We start from the raw sequence: 19,991 nt of genomic DNA on the forward strand, positions 1-19,991 counted from the left end.
TCCATTGTTAATCAAATAATTACAGCCTTGATATTTTACATTTTGAAAAGCAGTTGGCACGCAATAATGATAGATCCCCATTCCATCTTAAATACCGGTTTGGATTTCCATCTTAAATACTGGATTTCTGATTTTCACTTTTTCTCCGCTCTCATTCTTAATACGATATGCTAGTTTCGCTTTGTAATCACCTTCCGTATTGAATATTGAAATTCCATCTCCCATTCCAGTTACTTCCCATTTTAAATATTAAGTTTAGAAATCGTCTTTTATGTTACATCTCATCTTAAATACTGAACAATATTCTTCTATAATAATTATATATGTCAAAAAAATATAATTTTCTTCGACAGTTTATGACAGAAAAAATACGCCCACTTTTATGGACGTACCTTTTCAACTTTTTTTCTTTCTTGTGAAGTAAGTCGGTTCACATAGACAGGTTGCTTCCTGCCTTATTCTTCTGGCCTGCATTGTTACTTCATTTCCGCTGTCTTTAAATGTAACTTTGTATCCCGATTTTACTTTCTCAATCGTAAAGTTTGGTTCAAATGAATCAAGATACCTGTCAATATCTACTTTCTCAATACGCTTTTCACAACTACACCTAGCTCCATCTAAAAACTTATCTGCAATAATGTTGACCACCCTTCCACATTTTGAGTGATACAGCGGCACCTTTTCTCTAATCCCATGATATTCCCCAGCAAGAACGTACTCATCTCCCACTAATTCCGAAACCTTCTTTTCGAAATTCGCTTTTTCTTCAGCTCGTCTTCTACGACTATCGCATTCAGCACACTCTTCTTTTTTCAGTACGCTGGCCATCTTTTCAAACTCGCAGCCACATGGCTTGTGTTTCCCTTTTACAATGGTTATGCCCGTAATTTCCTTTCTATACCATGAATAGATTTCATAACTATCTGGAATCTGGTATTTTTCTCTCAGTTCTTCTTCTGTTAATGATTGAGCACACCGACAACGCCACCCATGACGAATACGATGCTCTTGTACACTGTATTCCTTTCCACATGGGAGATGTGTTAGTTTAAGGGTAACCCCTCCTTTTTCGTCTATATCCCACCCTCTTATCAGATAGTCTTCTCCAATTCCGTACTTTTTTCTAAGTGTTTCTTCTGTATATCCAGCGCGGCACTTGTGCTTTATTCCTTTTTTGAAAGCAAGTGCATTGCGTTCTAAAATGCAACCACATGTTTTATGTTTGACCGTTATTCGAATATCTCCACCTTTCGTTTTCCTCCACGATAAAACATCAAATTCATCGCTGATTTGATAATGTTCAATCAAATATTTTTTCGTATACGTTTTCTTTTTTATTACCACTCCACTCTTAGTCTTTTTCATTTTTTTTGTCACACACACAACCAAGTTTATAATGATAATTAGTAGACCAAAACACCTTATCATATTCTCGGCCGCATGGAATATGTTTCAAAATAAGATGAATTCTTTTCCTTGCATCCCTGTACCCCGACATGATCTCCCAATCCGGGTCGTCGATTGAATACCTTTCGTCAATCATTTCTTGTGTGAGTTTCAGGCGCTCGCACCTGCACTGGCAACCTTTATCGAAAAAATACTTACCCTTATCTGAAATTTCTCCACATGGATTATGTTTTACCGTTACAAGTATTCTTCCAGACTCATCATGTTTTCTACCTAGAATTGTATAATCGCCTCCGATTCCCCAATCTTTTTTCAATTCTTCATCGCTTCTCTCTCTTTCGCATTTACATCGACTTCCCCCGTATAAGATTTCATTTGCGCTGTAAGGAAGAACCGCCCCACATTTGTCATGCCGGATGCAATCTTTTTCATTGATGTCTTCAATATTTTTAACAAAGACGTATCCGTTTATTTTCGAAATAATATTTTGTGGAACATTCTCTTTAAGCTCACATTCAGGGCAGGAACGCCCAAGCTCAAGCATATATCGTGTAGTAAAAAATTCCAGCCCACACCGGTTACACTTTGCCAGGACAACTGGACCAAATTCCATCAGTAACGTGCATTCATCAATATGCTCATTCTCTAATCTAATTGGGTGTTCAGAACTTTCTACAGCACAAGCCCACTTTTTATAAAAATGCTCCGCTTCAGCATATGATCCTTCGTCTGAATCCAGCTTCGTCCCAAGTGAATAATATCCATTATAAAACTCTGCACGATGCAGGTTACATTTATGTTTTTTGCATACCGTCACATCCCGTCCGCAGTGCCATGTTCGGATATAAGGTTCTCTTCCAGCTGCCCGGTCTTCTCTCATGCATTCTGGGCATAATTTGGGGAAATGCGCCGACTTGCTGGGCGTATCGTAAAGCGGGACCCCACGGTTATATAGAATTGAAAGTACTTTTTTCCCAACATACAATGGCAATGTTTTATCATAATTTAAAGTCACTGTACTATGTCTAAATAAAATATCTAGTATTTCAGGAAAACGTTCCCATTCTCTGCTCACCCAGAACATTCCCGAAATATTGAAAGATTGAATCAACTCAGGGGTTCCATTCGGATCCATAAAGAAATACTGTCTAAAGCGCCTAACGCTTACGTGCATTGCTTTCCTTAATCGGAAAAACCAACCATACAGTAATTCGTCTTCATATGGTGGAAAATAAATCGGTAATTTAATCATGAATCATCACTCCTTTTCAATACTCTGTATTTTCCTTTCTCTACCTCTTCCAAATGTCCAGACTTTTTCAGATACCTGACACTCGTAAAGAAATTGCCCTGTGTTACCCCTGCCTTTAAATAGTCCTTATTTGAAAGAAAATATCCGTTTTCATCACAATGGTCCCTGATGTATATAAACACCTTTGCTTTTTCACTAATTACTGGTTTGATCCTATTCTTTCTTAAAAAGAATTCTGGTTCATCATATCTTGTCAGCTCCTGTAGCGCCCATGCACACCGCATGGTTTTCTTTTCCCCAGATGGCAGCGTTACGATTATATCCGGAGATGTATCGTCAATCTCGTATCCTGTCAGATTGCAATTCTCCTCTAACAATCCCATTACCTTTTCAAAGCCGATATTCTTTTGACAGAACGGGCATCTCTGACCTTCTGTGAAATTCCGTGCCCGCATTCTAAATTTAAAGCCACATGTTTCGTGGCGGGCTTCAAAATAATCTACTGAAGAAACAGGCCGGCTTAATAAGGTGTATTCGTCTCTTACCATACTATTGAACTGCTGAGTAAACTTATTTTCATAGGATTCGCAGACTCTGCAATATCTCCTCGTCATAAAATCAGTTCTACAGATATTAAATTCCTTTTGACAGTTTTTATGTTTTATAGAAAGAGTTGTCTTCCCTTTTTCAGTTTTAAAACCTGTTACCTTAAATTCATCATCATCAAATTCCTCTTGATAGTCTTGTAATGTTGGAAGCGATTCGCACATGCAACTGATTCTGCTCCATCTGAACTTATGGTATCCTCCTGATAATCTTCTTCCACATTTTTTATGCTTAACAAATCTGCCATCCATCTCATACTCATCCTGCGTCTTCGATCTAATGTTGATAATCTGTTGCTTTGTAAGAGTCTTCTCACACTCCGGACACACTCCGAAAGTTTCATGAACAAATGGATGTGCTACGAAACTTTTACCACACATCTGACAATTTCCCTCTGTAAGATATTTATAGCCTTCTTCTGATACTGGAAGTTGTTTCATGGCCGCTTCAAGTCCCTGCTTTTTTGAAATGCGGGATGCCTGGAAATTTATAATACTTTTATTCCCCCATTTTTCAATGCTGGTATATATAGGATTTTTGTACATTTTATAGATAAGTTCACTATAATCTTCTCCTTCTGCAGATACCTCCTCAGAAGCATCTACTGTTTCATCAGCATCTAACATCCCAAGTTTTAATCCTGGAATAACTCTAAGCTTGCATCCGTGTCTGCAGCACGTATGTACTTCATCCAGCTGATGCCAAACTCTGTAATATGGCAATCTGCCGTCGTTCATATCATCTTTCACACAATTCGGACAATACTTAAGTCCTGTGGTAGTATGAAACCAATGTATATCTCCGCCGTACAAAAAACGATGAACTATCTTTGCCTGCGTTCCCTCTGTCAAAAAAGGGAACAACGCAAAATACAGTGTATTCTGTCTCATAATCTTTAATGGATTCACATACTTGATATTAAACATATTCGCAACCGTATCTGCAGCCATAGGAATCTGATAGATTTCACCATTAATCTTGATCCACACACAATCTACACTTCTTGGGTCATAACGAACCTCGTATGGAATTTTATCTTGTTTATGAAAGTGGTTGTAAGTTAACATGTTGGTAAACGCACGTTCTTTCGAAATATAGCGTAACCTTTTAATCGTGATGCCTCGAAGATTAACCGATGCATGCATCCCATCTGTACAAGTCTGAAGAAGGGACCACAACAGCCTCTGTTTTTGTGCATCTGTTACCCAGATTGGATTTCCATCGAAACCAATGCCAAACTGCCAAAGTTTATACGGCAAAGCAATGATTTCCTCTCGCACCATCTCTTTGGTAGTTACCAGCGCTTCTCTTTCCTTTTGATTGAATTCAATGATAAAATCCTCGATGTCTCTTTTGATATCTTCCAACATCATGCAGGCTTCTTCGTAATGCTTGGACTGGTATTCATGATAGATAACACCATATCCGCGTCCCAGATTCTGCAATTTCTTCTGGTAAACCAGAAAACTGTTTTCTACGAGACCTTTCATTGATCCCATTGCTGGAGGAGCAATTGTTTCATCAATCTCTGTTTCATTTGTCATACGACGGATTCCTTTTGAAACCCATTCAGATCCCTGATCGACTCTGATAGAGTCTGGAATAAATCCTCCAGGCGTTAAAACATCACCATTTTTATTTGTTAACTGATGTTGTTTGAAAAAAATGTTTGCAAACAACGACGTTGCCCCTAAAAAGCTATTGTTTTCGAAGCCAACATAATAACCAACAATGCAACAGGAATACACATCAATAGCGAAATACACCACCGGCTTTCCTACTGATTTTCTTCTGTCTTTTTCTGAATTTACAACCACGATCAGCTCACATGCATCGATTTCAATAATGCTACCTGGATGTGTACATCCATCCTGGGCACGACCGAATCTGATACGGTCAGAGTTTCTGAGCTCCCTTGTCCCCTTAAAGAAAGCTTCTACACTCATTGGTGCAATCTTAGTTTCGATGAACCCACGGAAAACCCTCAATGAAGGTGCTTCTTTTGAAACTTCAACAAATTCTGCACGACCATCTTCATCTCTTTGAACTCGTCCATAGCGGTATGTAAGCATATCGTCATAAGCTTCCCTTACAGATGTAAACAACCCTTTTTTAAGCTGCTTGTATGCGTAAAGCATATTACGTGTATCATCATCCATCTCTTCTTCCTCGCACAGGTATCTGTTTTCTCTTCTATTGCCTCTGCTGAGGTTTTCGCGTCTTCTTCCATCCACTAAGCTGTAAATGTTACGGCCAGACTGGATATATTGGCGCAGGGCTTTGAATGCCGTTGGTCTTGAGCAGTTAAATTCAGAACAGTACTTTCCAATATCCAATCCACTCCTCTTTGTCTGGATCAAAGTATAGTCATGATTGATACTATCCAGCATTTCTTCAATACATCTTCTTTTATTTTGCATTGTTTCCCATTGTTCTTCTGTTACAGATACTTCCTTTGGGCCAAAGGTATCTGCAATTTCGAAAACTCTTTTAGGATCAATATCTTCAAACAACTCCATTGCTGCCGAAATAGCATTTAATTTACTCCCTTCCACTTCAACCAAATCGACAAAACCACCGTTGATTGAAAGAATTCTATAAGTGGTTCCCTCGAAGCAGATTGTTTTCCCGGGTTCCAATACAAGTTTTTGTGCCATTATCCGTTACCTCCTTATAAAGTCTTCTGATTTCTTCTTCATTTTCTTTTGCAACTTTTGCAAAATGGATTTTTTGGGTGAGATCCACCGCCACATGATGGTGTGCGATAAGATATCTATACATATGGTCGATTGTGCTGACATTCTGCTGGTTATAGCATTTCAAGCAGGCTCGGATATTTGCCGCTTCCATAACATTGAGTTCATCTCCGTATATAATAGACCACTCAACTCCAAGCAACTCCCAATAATCACGCTCTAATTTCTGGCGTCTTACAAGTGCTCTCCATTTTCCCTTGTCCTTATAACGCTCCTTATCAAAGATCTTTTTACTAGACTTAACCGAAAAAGCTTTGATTGTGCCATCTTCATAGAAAACAACGAAATCTGTTGTGAGAATGTTAGTTGGAATTCGGAATCCGTTCTTGGCAGCTGCTTTAGCTACAAGCCCCGGGATCATAAGCATCTGTTCCTTAATCTCGACCACTTTCGGATCAAATCTAGTAATCATAAAAAATCGAAACTCATTCATACTGAGTACATCTACAGTTCTGCCAGCGATTGGGTCATAAATAGCTGTTGCAGTACCAATGCTGTGAGATTCATTTGCTTTTTTGAATGCTACATATTCAACGCCCTGTCCTCTACAGCGTCCCTCTAACAGTTTGTTAATGTCGCTTTTTTCTTTCATATTTTGCCTCCTTTGATTTTGCTCTTCCCTACTCTTATGCCCGATTTTCCACATGCTTTTATTTTCACATACAAATAATTGGGGGTTTTCAAACAATTTTCAGACAAAATTTCATCTACAAATACCTTATTTATGCAATTTTTGTTTATTTTTTTGAAACTTCTAATTTTCGAACAACATTTTTAAATTATATGATATAATGCAGTGGTTAGTCTTAGTAACCATTACAAATGAGAGGAGGCTGTGCCATGAGCGAGTGGTGGCTGTTTCGTAATACACGAATTGAAAATATAAACGAACAATACGAAATAGCACGCAAACATTTGCCAGATACAACCCACTGGCTCGGCTCAGAATACAACTACTTCTACATAAAATGTTGCGACGTGGCTCGTTCTGTCTATTCAGACGGTAACATACTTAAAGGTGAGATTTCCCCACGTCGCCCTGTTCAAAGTGGCGATACGTTATATGTAGCAAATATCTATGTACTTGGCGGTACTCTGCCAACAATACAAAAAACGCTAAAACTCCTTCAAGACAAACAGATCCACCTGCGAATCCCATCGCTTGAATATGACGACAAAGATGATACCCACGACCATGAGCTATTATCCGGAACACTTAGTCAAATCCATAACTACCGTCAGTCGCAGCCTATCGAGCAGCTTCCTGGTCACAGAAAAGCTTCTGGAAGACCGAAACGTCGTATATCACTAATGAGCCTGAACCGCGAAGCATTTGATGCTATAGAACAATACTGCCTACATAAAATCACTGAGCGTCAAGCGATGAAATTATTGACAGATAAGCTTCCAGATAAGGGACCGGTTACCCGTTACATATTCCGAAAATTAGTTGATGAATATAGGGAAATGTTCCCTGGTTCGGTTGAAATTGATGCTGATCAATATAATGTATAAGTACGGTGCTCCGCATCATAGTCCGTCATCACAGGCGCAATATGCCCCGTATCTGGATCGATAAAAATGCCATGTCCCCAATATTCATTGATGGTCGTGTTAATAAGAATCGAATAGCCACGTTTCTGGCCATCATCAAGCCATGATCTAAGGATGCCGCCCAACTCAAAGTCTGCTTCCTTATCACAGCAAAATGCTGGCTTCGTAAACAAGCTTACGTATCGAATATCGCATCGGGTTTTAAAAATAGCCAAATTCCCCTCATATGTCTTCGGATAAAAGACCAGCTTATCAAGGCTGCTCCAAAGCTTTGCCCAATTAGCCCCTTTCAACTTATCCATCCCGTCACCAATAAGGGCTTCCGTATCCCTCATCAATTCAAGGTAGTTCCTTACTTCTTCGTTAAATTCCTTGCTCTCCGGGTTTGTGAATTCAATTTTCTCCATGTGTTTCCTCCTTTTTGAATACATAATTTGTTTATACCTAATATTGTCCCTATTTTTAGGGATAAATTACTTTGGCATATACTATATGTCAGAATCAGACAACATGTTTTGTTTCTCATACAGCCTCAAACTGAATGTTGTAATTTTGCCTGTAAATCCGCGCTTTTTCCTAATTGCAACTCAAAAGAAATCTTACATACATGTTCTATTTAGGCATAAAAATACCCACAAGCTTATTAGGCCTGTGGGCATTCTTAAATATTCTTATTTGAAAAGTGTGCGCTCTTCTTCCGGTCTGCTGAAATATTCCTCAAAATACTTCGATAAAATTTTTTCTGTAGCAACAGTTTTAGATATTCCTGATTCTTCGCAAAACTGTTCCAGCTGATCACTAATCTCTTTTGCTAGTTTGATATTGAGAATTTTTGCATCTTTTTTCTGTCTTGGCATATTACTCTACCTCCTATAAAAGACTTTCCAAATCCGTAAGAAGCGAGACAATCTGTAAATTATCAAACAACCCGGCAAAATGAAGTTCCTCTTTCAACAGGTCCTGGCAAACTGCCTTAATTCATTTATTTCCCCTTTATTTATTTCTATCTCTATCCCTTATAAAAATCTCTAACGTTAGAAATCTTGATATTTTGAGTGTTTCGTACTATCAATATTCTGAAAGGAAAAATATTGATATTATTTCAATTTAATTTAAGGTACATCAAATAAACTGTATCTGTTCATATTTCGCCACCCTTTCTTATAACTACTTTCTTTTGGTGCAATAGTATGGGTACTCCCCGTTTTATTGCGTGTGAAAGACAGAAAAGGTACTCAATCTGAGTTCCTATATTCTGTCTTTTGATCTATATTTAGTTAGCTTTCGTTTTTCCACAGCTGCTGCACTTATAGCCTGTCAATTCCTGCTTTGTCGTTGCAGGTGAATCGACCACATATCTTGTTTCGTACACTGCATCGTGATGTACAGTATTGTATCCCACAACTGTTTCACGCCATTCAGTGTGATAGCCTCCATTACCAGTGTCATTAATCATATGATCTTTCACATGTTCGTAAGTGTTTCCAGTAATATCTGCACCACAATCATTACAAATTGAATACGCCTTCATCTCAGTAATTGGAACCTGTTCGTCATAAGCCGCCTGCACCAAAACCTGCTCGTTGTGTCCTTTTTCAGGAACATTTACCGTCTTGTACTGAGCCACCCAGTTGTGCTGATGTTCGGCTGGTTTTGAACCACTGTTATTCGATGGTTTTGATGAGCCAGAGTTATTGTTACTGCTGTTTGAAGGCTTAGAAGAACTTGAGTTGTTCTTATTCGAGCTAGTATTTGTAGTCGAAGCTGTATTGTCCTTCTTTGAATCTGAAGTATTCGATTTGTTTGAAGAATCGGCTTTTGCTGTTTCTTCCTTCTTCTCCTCTTTCTTTTCTTCCTGTTTTACTTCAGACTCATCCTTTTTTTCTTCCTCTGTCTTAGCAGAATCTTCACTTGGTGTTAAAGTGGCAGTAGTGCCATCTTTTTTCGTTACATCTAGATTGACTTTATCTTCTTTTAAAGAAACGTCCACCTTTTTAGTATCTTCTGTATCTACATCTTTGAAAACGAATGTTTTATCCTGATCTTGTAAACCAATCTTTACATCTAACTTATCGTTTTCTTTTACATCATAGTATAATGTACGTTCTTCTTTGTTTTTTACAGCGTCTCCATCTTCCAACAAGTTATCACTGAAACTTTCTTCTGTACTTGATTTCGTTTCAAATACAGTGATCTTCTTTCCAGTACTGTTTGTAATCTTCAAGGATTTTGAATCCTTGGTTTTTTGACCAAGTGTTTTTACTTCCTTTTTCTTACCAACTTCGGATGTCTTTGTATCTTTTGTGTTTGAAGAATTAGAACATCCAGTCAACATTCCACCAGATAAAACCATACTAAGAGCTAATGCTCCTGCCATTAAAATTTGTTTTGTTTTCATATATAAACCTCCTTGGCTATTATATTTGCTATTATAACTGGATATTCAGTAAGGCACAATAATACTTTATAAACAAAAGCGCCGATTCATTGGCCGACGCTTATTTTATATAGTCTTCACTTTATTGATGATGATCGTGTCATTAGTACACTGAACATCAATCTTATCACCCACATGATATCCAAGTGCTTTTAGCCACTGGCCCTGAAGCTGAATTCTCGGAATCTGCTGCTTACTATTTAAACCAAGTGGTGCCTCATATACTTTGAGGCTACGTTTTGATTTATACATTGTTCCCTCCTGTAATTCCAACTTAGAAGTAATCAAATTCTAAAACGGACATAATTAAACTTACAATACGGACATGATTAAAAAACGGACATGATTAAATGGAAAATCACAATTACTGTATTTCCCCTTTAATTACTTCCGTTTAGATGCTCGAAAGCCGCATGTTTTCGTTTATTTTTCCCCGTTATTCACTTCCCTTTCCGAAATTCACTATGGAAATGAGAGCTTTTGTATCAGGGAACCTTTGATTCCAATTTTTCACAATCTCTTTTGATTTTTTTACCCCGGCAGCAAATTTAATAATCATAAATTTCCTTTCTAAACCTGTCTGAGCAGGTATTCTGCATGTGGATCAGGTTTCTCTCAAATGCTCCCGCATTTCCTTTTTTCAAAGTTGCCAGAACACTCGTTATACGATTCCCATAGCTTCTTGCATCAATGATATTCTCATTATATAAATAGATAGCCAGCTTTACTTTCTTTTTTGCTCTGTCCTTTGCATCCTTCTTCCGCTTTTTCAATACACGTCCAGTCTTTAAAAGGTAGTAGTTCCATCCAAGAAAACCGATTCCATTCTTTAATGGATGGATACTCGTCTTATCGTTGAAGCATAGATTCAATGCATTTCTTAATATAAAATCTATATCCTTGTATGCATCGATCAAAGTCTGTTTATCCTCTGCAATCAGTGCCAGATCATCCATGTATCTTGAAAACAAGGCACCGTAATCAAACATTACACCATACTTGTTCTGAATCAGTACATCCACTGGATGAAGATAATATAATGCCAGCAGCTGGCTTGTCTGATTGCCTAAAGGAAGACCTCCTTTGTCAAAACTGTCAATAATGTAGAACAGGAAGTCTTTGACTTCTCCATCTGGAAGGATTGGATGGAGCATGCGTTTCAATATATCATGGTCAATACTTTGAAAATAATGATGAATGTCAGCCTTTAAAACATATCCTGAATTTGAATCGCCATTTTCCCGATAATAATACTTCAAGTCTGCTTTCAGACAGTTGGCAGCGTAATCTGTGCCTTTGTCCTTTCTGCATGCACAGTTTCTAGGTACATATATCTGTTCAAAGAAAGGTGTAAGAAATACATCACAGAAGCAGTGCTGTATCACACGTATCTCAAATGATGTTGCCCATACGACCCTCAGCTTTGGCTGTGTGACTATAAAGCTATGATACGTGATTTCAGGATATTCTCCTCTCTTGAATGTCTTTTCGATTCTTCGTATATTCAGATACAGATGATTCAGAAATTCCTGTACGTCCTCTTTATGTCTGTGATTCGATGCTGAGCTTCGAAATGCTTTCAACAGATTTTCAAACGTAAATATTTCTGTTAAATGTTCGGGTATATACATTCATTCACTCCATTCAATAAATTAAAAAATCATGCACGTAGTCACGAGTATCTGTAGCCCTACTCAAGATCCGTGCATGACTGATTTGCGTACAATACGCAGGATACAGGATCCTTTATGTTATGCTCTGGTCTTTTCGACATATCGTCTTATTCTGACTGCTGGCACATCCTTTCTGGATGCTTACTAAAGCGGGACGCACGCCGATCCAAGTATTCGTTACATTGTTGTTGTTCATTGAACGATTGTTGTAATTCAAATTCATCGCATTGCGAGGCGAGCTGGAGACTAGACCCATAAAAAGGCCACGCAATCAACAAACACTCAAGAAACCCAACACGAACCGGCGTTTCTATCCTGTATCCCGACTTAGAGATTCTTTTTTCTAAGTTCTTCTTGTCTAAGTTCTTCACTTAGTTTTTTATTTGAATCTGACCAGCCCGCAAAATATTCCTCTACAGTTGCGAGCTGTCCACCTAAGTCCAATTCCTCTACAGGCGTAATACACTGCATCCGTCTGGCTCTTTCAAGTCTTCTCGTCATCCAGCGGATGTTGATTTCTGCCTGTTTTGTATATTTTAGACATGCCTGAATATCGGACTGCCGATATTCATTGGCCCAGAATATACTTTTCACTATATTTTCCGATGTTATCTGCAAGTCATGCACGATATTGTTGCGAAACTTCTTTGGTGCATGAGCACTTACTGTCACAAGTGCATCATCAAACAACTCTGCATGTCTCAGCAGATGTAACTCTTTCTTCTTTTCTGCCATAATTCAAAATCATCATGAGGGGATGTTTCCCCTCATACTCCCCTCTTCATTCGGACATTTGTTTCTCATAAGATGGCAGTTCTGCCACCTTCAAATGTCGGTTTGCCTTCATTTCTTGAGGAAATGAAGGCGTGGTTTTTATCTCTAGCCATGTTTCATCCTATTTGTAGTTCACAGAATCCACCACGCTTGCGGAGACGGTCGATAAATCGACCGTGAAAGCGGGACGCACGCCGATCCAAGTATCCGTTACAATGTCGTAGTTCAAGGAACGATTGTCGTAAATCAAATTCATCGCACTGCGAGGCGAGCTGGAGTTGCTGTCTCTGAACCACATGTGGGATAAGGAGTTATTTGTACCTTTCAAGAAATTATAAACCTTGTTGGCGTTGTTTAGATCCACTAGGTTGGATACTTCTTCAACGCTTGGCAGGAATACATGTCTTGAAATCGTGTTATAAGTTGTGTTGTTATAGCCTTTTTCACTGTACTTCCAACAATTCAAAGGATAGGCACCTTGTGCATCATCTGGGAAACTAGCCTTATAATAGATGACCCATTTCGGATTTTCTGTAGTGCCTTCATTATAATACCAATCGTTGTTCTTTCCTCCATTAGGATCAAACCATCTCCATTTTGGATTTGACGAAGTATTATTATATGCAGCCTGCTTGATGTCCGTTGCCTGAATCGCTTTCTGTAGCTTCTCAGGAAGCTGTTTATACCACGTATTTTCTAGATAGTTATCAATGTAGCTTCCTTCATAAGTGTTGGAATACTGGCCATCCGAACGCTTCTCATCCGGTGTTTCATAGGTTCCAACTTTGTAGTTTCCATCAGAATCTACATTTGGCTGGTACTGGATGTTTCCAAGACTTTCTCCATCAATCAGCATATATGTATCATCATCTGTCTGAGCCATGACGATGAACTTCATTCCTTCGATTTCAAGTACAGTACCTGTCGCATATCCATTCTGTGCTTTGAATGTCAATGTGTCATTATAAGTTCCTGAAGTCATAAAGTTGGCCGGATTTGCAGTAAATTTCAGGTCTGCTGTCGTAGTGCCTGATGATGTAGTCTCAAGAACAATGGAATTGTTTACGATTTGGTTTCCATCTTTTGTGATCTTATAAGCACCCATACGTCCTGAGCTGGATTTCATGTTGAATCCATTTTCAGATTTGACACTGATTTTAAGACTGGCGTTAGCTTCCTCATTGACCTTTGTAGCCGATACCGTCAAAGTATCCTGTCTATTCAAATCAATTTCAGAAGGAATCGTCCATGCGTAACTGCCATTGCTTGTATAGCTGACTCCTAATGATTTTGAATCATGACTAGCCTGTACAGTTGAATTTGTCTGTACGGATGCAGGTGCAACCGCATTTTCGTCTTGCTGTACTTCCTCGTTTTCTGCATCGACAATATCAAGTATCTTGAATCGGACCTGCTGAGTGTCGATTATAGTTCCCTTATCATCTTTAACATTCACATCAAAACAGTAGACACCATTTGAATTTGCAGTAAAATCTAAAGCATTCTTAGAAGAATCATTCTGTACTAAAAGCTTCTTATCAAACACATCCTTATAGAATTCACTCGAATCTTCCGTTAATTCTAATGTTTTACCAGAATCTGTATATTCCATGTGAAGTGTAGCTGATGTGTTGTCTGTAGAATACGTTGTCTCAGACTTTAATTCACCACTTGTCTGTTGTTCGGTTGTTTCCGATTCAGAGGAATCCACAGTATTCTGTGAAGAAGATACATTCTCATTTGAGGCAGGTTCACTTTCCTGAACTGTATTGTCGGTGGCAGTACTGCCATCTTCCTCCGTTTCCATTACAGTATTCATTTTAATGTTCGATGTAAATTTTAAATCATTGACTGGCTTATATGTATCCGCCTCGTTGGCCATGACTGGCATAGATAAAATTCCTGCCATCATAGACATACTTAAGATACCTGATAAGATCCTAGTTCCCGTCTTTAAACATATATGTTTCATATCTTATTTCTCCTTTCGATGTGGCTGTGTTCCATCCACATAATTCTTTAAATAGATAACAAGACCCATCTCAAACAAGGCAAGTACACCAATCAGGACCCAGCGTCCTGTATCCATGTCTACAGATGTATTCACATTGGCTGTTTGGTTTGATGAAGGCGTTTGTGGAACAGAAGCTGATTCCAGCTTTCTGTAGACAGCTTTCAATGTCATATTTGTGTTCACAACATCATTGAAATCCCACATTTTTCCTGTTTCTACATTCATCCATCCAACGAATTCATAACCATCCTTCAAATAATGGGCGGGTTCACTGATTCGACCACATTCATCCAGTTCCACAACCGATGAAATGTCACCATCTATCAATGTGATTTTTGCGGAAACTGCATAGGTTAAGGGTACAGTGGCCTCATCCGCAAGCACAGGCACGCTGATACCGCTTAACACAGGTATCAGCATCATCCCCAGTAATACAAAATGTTTTTTCATGTTCTCTCCTCCATTCCATTTACTTAAGAAACTGAAAAATCATTGATCTAAACCAGAAATATTCGAAAGGTGGCAGTACTGCCATCTTGATTTCTGACTTGGATCAGCAATTTTATAAAAGAATCAAAAGAAGAACAGACCTGTCATAGAAGCCCGTTCCTCATATATTCAATTGTACGTTCCGCTTTGAATTACTGAGCATCAACAACACTTGATGCGTAAGTGATTGTACCAGTATATGTTCCGGCTTTTTCAGCTGTATCTGTTGTTGTGCTTAATTTGAAGTCCATAACTGTTTCACCAGTATTGGTTCCTGCAACAACATCTAATACATCCCCGTCAACACCGACAGCTTTATCTCCAGATTTAACAGCATAATTTAATACTGTATTGCTTCCGTTAGTAATAGTAAATGTTTTATCTGTTCCACTACCGTGGGCAGTAATGTGAAGCTTTTTACCTTCCTCAATAACGTTTTCTGTTACTTTTACTTTTTGGTCACCAGTTTTTACAGTACCATTTAAAGTTGCATTCGTTCCACCGTCTTTACCAAAATCAATGTCAGAGTGGATTTCCCAAGTATAATGAGAACCTACTTTGTAGTTTAAAGTTGTTTCTTGACTATCCACAGTAGCAGGGTCTACATTTTTTGCAAACACATTCATTGGAGCTGCTAATGTAGCTAAAACTGTTGCACCAGCCAATAATAAATTTCTAAAGTTTTTCATAATCGTCTTACCTCCTAAATTAAAATTAAATTGCGATTATTTGTTCTGTACTGTGTCTATGACCCACATATACAGATATAAAGGGTTTATACATATAAGCCCTTATGTCTGGATGCACTGGAAAGGAGGAAGGTGTACATCCAATCATAAAAGCTCATATAACACGAAAGGATGGCAGTACTGCAATCCTTGAATAGATGTTTGATTATCTTACATTCAGTGTTAGATTCACAACGCCCTGATTTGTCTTTGTCTTCTTGTCAGAACGATAAGGCTGGATAACGATGTAGGCATCATAAGAGCCTTTTTTCAACGGCCTTATCTCCATCTTTTGAATGTAGTTGTTTGGTGATACCAGTCCCGATTGATACAGAAGCTCATCGTTTTCTTTAAGATATAACGCAAACGTCATGTAATAACAGTCAGACTTAGATTCAACGCCAATCTTATGACTTTTACCGTCTTTGGTTTTGATCTTGATAGCCTGAACTTTGTCTGAATATCCAATCGCCTCGATTTGGTATTGCCCTTTCTTGGTCTTTGTGATTTCAAACAAATCTTTGTCATACTTTCCGATAGACTTTACTTCAGAATCAATTCCATTCAGTTTCAAATAGTGGTTCAATTCCACTTTATTTCCACTGTCTACAACAAGGTCTTCCACTTCCTTGCCGTCTACAGACATTTTATCAACATACCAGTAGTTCTCTTCTGGATTATGAAATTCAAATCCCTGCGTAATTTCTTTTGTATTGGCAGGAATATTGAATGCACCCCAGCCTGGCAAAGTTACATTTTTACTGCGATCCACAGGGGTTTCTGGCTTAACATAACTGCTCTGTTCTGTATCTACATCCAGAGGCTTTTCGTCATCCTTTCTGTTGAAAAGAAAGAAGCCGCCTAACGCAATAATCAGTACAAGTATCAGTATAATAATGTTCTTTCTTTTATCCTTTTTGTTCTCATCCATAAATATCATCCTCCATATTTTCAGATGGCAGTACTGCCATCTTGTTAAAGCTCTGAAAAAGCATCCAAGACTCCGTTGTTTTAAGACGGAGAGGGATGCTATTTTGAATATCTACATAAACAGTACACTTATGTCAATTCCATTCATAACATACCCAACAACTCTATTCAGACATATTATTCTCCTCTCCTTTGTAAGGGCAATCTGCCTTAACAAACAATATCTGTAATAAAACTGTTATCTTTTGTCCATCCTTCTGCACTTGATTTAAAATAACCATATACATCCGTAGTGGCAATATAAACATTGTTTACTTCTGTATCGCTGTTTATAGAGAAATCCATCCGTACTATCTCCCTTCTAATTTCTCGAACTGATTAGCTTTTTCATATTTCTTCTTGAATATAATTGAAACAGAATCTGTCCTCGTATCATTATTCATCACTCCTTTTTTCTTGATTCACAATATATATGTCTGAAACTTTTCAAAAAAATGGCATTCCGGCAGCATATTTGGGAAAAAGAAAAAAATCCGCAGCATCTAACGCCACGAGGTCTTTTTTAATATTTGTTTTACCATCCTCTTCGCTTGTTTTATTTTAAAACCAAAAAGCGCCTGCTTTATAAGCCGACGCTTGTTTGTTTTATATAGTCTTCATTTTATTGATGATGATCGTGTCACCAGTACACTGAACATCAATTTTATCGCCCACGTGATATCCAAGTGCTTCGAGCCACTGGCCCTGAAGCTGAATTCCTGGAATCTGCTGTTTACCATTTAAACCAAGTGGTGCCTCATATGCTTTGAGGCTACGTTTCGATTTACACGTTGTTTCCTCCTATAGAACTTAATACGCTATATTTAACAGAATATAGACATGATTAAATCTCCGAACGGAGCTAATCAAATTTTGCGAACAGAACTAATTAAAATCACGAATGGAACTGATTAAATGGAAAATATCCCATTTAAAGAGAACTGATTAACGAAGAGAACTGATTAAATGGAAAATTACAACTATTGTATTTCCCCCATTAATCACTTCCCTTTAAAGCCTGGCAACTCGCATGTTTTCGTTCTTTTTTTCCGTTAATTACTTCCCTTTCCGAAATTCACTATGGAAACGAGAACTTTTATATCAAGGAACCTCTGATTCCAATTTTCCACAAACTCTTTTGATTTTTTTACCCCGGCAGCAAATTTCCTTTCCTGAAGGCTGTTTTTTCAAAGGGTGTTTTTGAAGATAAAAAGGCTCACCATTACTGGCAAGCCTCTCCATTTTGTTTTGTTGCTCGTTTACCAAATACTCTAACTATTCCTCTGTGTGGAGAATAATTAGAATTTTTCATCAGTGTGCTTTTTGTTTTGGCACGAATTCAATTTTAAGCATCATATCCATGCCTTCCGCTAATCTTTTTAATAAATTGATAGACGGATTCCTTGTACCGTTCTCCAACTTACTAATATCTGCCTGATGAATACCCGTTTTTTCTGCAAGCTGCTTTTGAGTAAGATTCTGAGATGTTCTGGCATCAACTATTGCTCTTATGATGTCGAACTCCGGCTGCAAATTATCGTATTCTTTTTTTAATTCCGGGTTCTGCATTTGTTCTCTTAAATAATCATTAAATTTTTTCATTTTTCTTTCCTTATGTTCTCTGCTAAGAGCATATGGTATATATGCCATATTGTCAATATTATTTTAACTATATTTTCGGCAGAGTACAACACCCGAAGTATTTCGGACGTGAATCTGCATATTTGAGTGGGAAATAATATCATAATGCAGATGAATGACTTCAGAAACACGCATTTCGGCAGCATATTTGGGAAAAAGAAAAACCCGCAACATCAAACGCCACGAATTTGGTTTACCATCAAAAAAGTCCTATTTATCAAGGTTTTAGTGGTATCGTTATTTCAAATATCAGGGAAACAAAAAATTTCCCCTATACGATATCTCATATAAGAGGGAATTCTCTTCGTTTATTTAGTCTTCATTTTATTGATGATAATTGTATCATTAGTAAACTGAACATCAATCTTATCGCCCACATGATATCCAAGAGCTTCGAGCCACTGATTCTGAAGCTGAATTCTTGGAATCTGCTGTTTACCATTTAAACCAAGTGGTGCCTCATATACTTTGAGGCTACGTTTCGATTTATACATTGTTTCCTCCCTATGAGTCAATATTTAATATGACTGGTAATTTAGGATATTAGTTGCAAATTTGATATTAAAGTTATAAGGGTATTGTTAGACGCATTATAAAAAACCCTATTAAAGATGGAACGTAACAAACATAACCATTTGATGTTTCATTATTAAGGTTGGATAGGAACACTTAGTCAAATTCTTAATTTCAATATTAAAGATGGGATGTAACAAAAATGCCCCTAATTTCTCTTTTCACGAACATTCTTGTTACATTTATATTTTTAATATTGAAAAAATAACACGCTGTTTCACTTACATTCCAAATTTAATATTGAATTCGGAAACTGATTTTTTCAGTTACATCCCATTCTTAATATTAAATTTTGTCACATCTACAATATTCTGGAACCCCCCTATTTTAGGCTATTTCCCCTATTCGATATTAAAGATGACTCGTAACAAAAAGAATCCCTCATCATCAATATTAAGGATGAGAGGGAATTCTATTGCTTATTTGCAAAATCAATATTAACTAAATATCGCCAATATTAAGGATGGAAATGTAATTTACCAATAAATGGGTACACTTAATTCTAAGCACTCATTTACCGTGATCATAGTACCACTTTTATATGTAGCTTCAATCACCACTAAATTGTCACTTAGTGCTGCAATCAAACGATTTCGCCATGGAAAATGATACGCCAATGGTTTTACGTGCATCGGATATTCACTTAAAATAAGTCCACTTTTTTTCATCCTCTCATATAGATATGCATTTTCCTTTGGATAAATAACATTGATTCCACACCCTAATACACCTATTGTTTTATCTGCATTTAAATGAGCCCTTGCATCAATTCCCTTTGCTAGTCCTGAAACAATCACATACTTTGATTTTAATCTTTGAACAATTGTATCCGTGTTTTGTAATGCTTCTAATGAGCAATTTCGTGCTCCTACAATACCTATTCCTTTTCTTTTTAATAAATCAATGTCTCCTTGATAGAAAATAATCCATGGCGGATAACGTAGCCTTTTAAATGCATCTGGATACATATCATCTACGATTGTAAAGTATGTATATGGATATGAAATGATGGAATAATCTTCATGTGCCTTTATAGCATTGCCAATTTTTTTCCAATCTCCATCATATTGAATGGCATACCATAAAATAGCTTCCCGTTCTATTTTCATATACTCATA

The 19,991-nt window shown here is 37.6% G+C and carries 21 protein-coding genes; 1 reads left to right on the plus strand and 20 read right to left on the minus strand.

All coding sequences use genetic code 11. The annotated features are described in order from the left end of the window. Positions 1–87: 87 nt before the first annotated feature. From DWY01_RS11560 to DWY01_RS08455, 5 genes are all read right to left on the minus strand, one after another. A complete protein-coding gene (locus DWY01_RS11560; RefSeq protein ID WP_158553690.1) occupies positions 88–225 on the minus strand; it encodes a hypothetical protein in 138 nt (45 codons plus the stop codon). Between the two features lie 171 nt (positions 226–396). Then, positions 397–1,365, minus strand: a complete 969-nt coding sequence (locus tag DWY01_RS08440; protein ID WP_147332182.1) for a hypothetical protein — start codon at positions 1,363–1,365, stop codon at positions 397–399. Next, a complete protein-coding gene (locus tag DWY01_RS08445) occupies positions 1,352–2,659 on the minus strand; it encodes a TniQ family protein (RefSeq protein ID WP_117995705.1) in 1,308 nt (435 codons plus the stop codon). Before DWY01_RS08445 ends, DWY01_RS08440 begins: the two co-directional genes overlap by 14 nt. Continuing rightward, positions 2,656–5,922, minus strand: a complete 3,267-nt coding sequence (locus DWY01_RS08450) for a TniQ family protein (RefSeq protein ID WP_117995706.1) — start codon at positions 5,920–5,922, stop codon at positions 2,656–2,658. The genes DWY01_RS08445 and DWY01_RS08450 overlap by 4 nt, the downstream gene beginning before the upstream one ends. Further along, positions 5,861–6,613, minus strand: a complete 753-nt coding sequence (locus DWY01_RS08455) for a TnsA endonuclease N-terminal domain-containing protein (RefSeq protein ID WP_158553691.1) — start codon at positions 6,611–6,613, stop codon at positions 5,861–5,863. The genes DWY01_RS08450 and DWY01_RS08455 overlap by 62 nt, the downstream gene beginning before the upstream one ends. Before the next feature lie 248 nt (positions 6,614–6,861). Between DWY01_RS08455 and DWY01_RS08460 the strand changes: the two genes are divergently transcribed. After that, positions 6,862–7,536, plus strand: coding sequence for a hypothetical protein (locus DWY01_RS08460; RefSeq protein ID WP_199519932.1), 675 nt, complete (start codon positions 6,862–6,864; stop codon positions 7,534–7,536). Here DWY01_RS08460 and DWY01_RS08465 read toward each other — a convergent pair. From DWY01_RS08465 to DWY01_RS08535, 15 genes are all read right to left on the minus strand, one after another. Continuing rightward, on the minus strand, positions 7,521–7,982 hold the full coding sequence (locus tag DWY01_RS08465) for a hypothetical protein (RefSeq protein WP_117995709.1): 462 nt from the start codon (positions 7,980–7,982) through the stop codon (positions 7,521–7,523). The genes DWY01_RS08460 and DWY01_RS08465 overlap by 16 nt on opposite strands. Positions 7,983–8,246: 264 nt before the next feature. Beyond that, entirely contained in the window at positions 8,247–8,432 is a 186-nt protein-coding gene (locus DWY01_RS08470) for a hypothetical protein (RefSeq protein ID WP_040389629.1), read from the minus strand. A 416-nt stretch (positions 8,433–8,848) separates the two neighbouring features. Then, on the minus strand, positions 8,849–9,973 hold the full coding sequence (locus DWY01_RS08475) for a hypothetical protein (protein WP_117995710.1): 1,125 nt from the start codon (positions 9,971–9,973) through the stop codon (positions 8,849–8,851). Positions 9,974–10,078: 105 nt separating this feature from the next. Further along, positions 10,079–10,264, minus strand: coding sequence for a SymE family type I addiction module toxin (locus tag DWY01_RS08480; RefSeq protein WP_117995711.1), 186 nt, complete (start codon positions 10,262–10,264; stop codon positions 10,079–10,081). A gap of 296 nt (positions 10,265–10,560) precedes the next feature. Next, positions 10,561–11,643 carry an RNA-directed DNA polymerase gene (locus DWY01_RS08485; RefSeq protein ID WP_117995712.1) on the minus strand — a complete coding sequence of 361 codons (1,083 nt, stop codon included), beginning with the start codon at positions 11,641–11,643 and terminating at the stop codon, positions 10,561–10,563. 369 nt (positions 11,644–12,012) lie between these two features. Next, a complete protein-coding gene (locus DWY01_RS08490; protein ID WP_117995713.1) occupies positions 12,013–12,420 on the minus strand; it encodes a hypothetical protein in 408 nt (135 codons plus the stop codon). A 160-nt stretch (positions 12,421–12,580) separates the two neighbouring features. Next, positions 12,581–14,431: a DUF6273 domain-containing protein gene (locus DWY01_RS08495; RefSeq protein WP_117995714.1), complete on the minus strand. Its 1,851-nt coding sequence runs from the start codon at positions 14,429–14,431 to the stop codon at positions 12,581–12,583. A 3-nt stretch (positions 14,432–14,434) separates the two neighbouring features. After that, positions 14,435–14,923, minus strand: coding sequence for an InlB B-repeat-containing protein (locus DWY01_RS11665; protein WP_199519933.1), 489 nt, complete (start codon positions 14,921–14,923; stop codon positions 14,435–14,437). A gap of 191 nt (positions 14,924–15,114) precedes the next feature. Continuing rightward, on the minus strand, positions 15,115–15,651 hold the full coding sequence (locus DWY01_RS08505; protein ID WP_117995715.1) for a hypothetical protein: 537 nt from the start codon (positions 15,649–15,651) through the stop codon (positions 15,115–15,117). Positions 15,652–15,856: 205 nt separating this feature from the next. Continuing rightward, on the minus strand, positions 15,857–16,621 hold the full coding sequence (locus tag DWY01_RS08510; protein ID WP_117995716.1) for a hypothetical protein: 765 nt from the start codon (positions 16,619–16,621) through the stop codon (positions 15,857–15,859). Positions 16,622–16,830: 209 nt separating this feature from the next. Beyond that, positions 16,831–16,965 carry a hypothetical protein gene (locus DWY01_RS11905; protein WP_256372089.1) on the minus strand — a complete coding sequence of 45 codons (135 nt, stop codon included), beginning with the start codon at positions 16,963–16,965 and terminating at the stop codon, positions 16,831–16,833. A 300-nt stretch (positions 16,966–17,265) separates the two neighbouring features. After that, entirely contained in the window at positions 17,266–17,385 is a 120-nt protein-coding gene (locus DWY01_RS11910; RefSeq protein ID WP_117995733.1) for a SymE family type I addiction module toxin, read from the minus strand. Between the two features lie 585 nt (positions 17,386–17,970). Then, a complete protein-coding gene (locus tag DWY01_RS08520; protein WP_117995717.1) occupies positions 17,971–18,261 on the minus strand; it encodes a helix-turn-helix domain-containing protein in 291 nt (96 codons plus the stop codon). A 347-nt stretch (positions 18,262–18,608) separates the two neighbouring features. Continuing rightward, a complete protein-coding gene (locus DWY01_RS08530; protein WP_117995718.1) occupies positions 18,609–18,794 on the minus strand; it encodes a SymE family type I addiction module toxin in 186 nt (61 codons plus the stop codon). A gap of 555 nt (positions 18,795–19,349) precedes the next feature. Beyond that, positions 19,350–19,982 (minus strand): DNA-processing protein DprA, encoded by a 633-nt coding sequence (locus DWY01_RS08535; protein ID WP_117995719.1) that lies wholly within the window; start codon positions 19,980–19,982, stop codon positions 19,350–19,352. Between the last annotated feature and the right edge of the window lie 9 nt (positions 19,983–19,991).

It is taken from the genome of Eubacterium sp. AF22-8LB (genome assembly GCF_003458715.1).
In the GTDB taxonomy this organism is placed as follows: Bacteria; Bacillota_I; Bacilli_A; order Erysipelotrichales; family Erysipelotrichaceae; genus Holdemanella.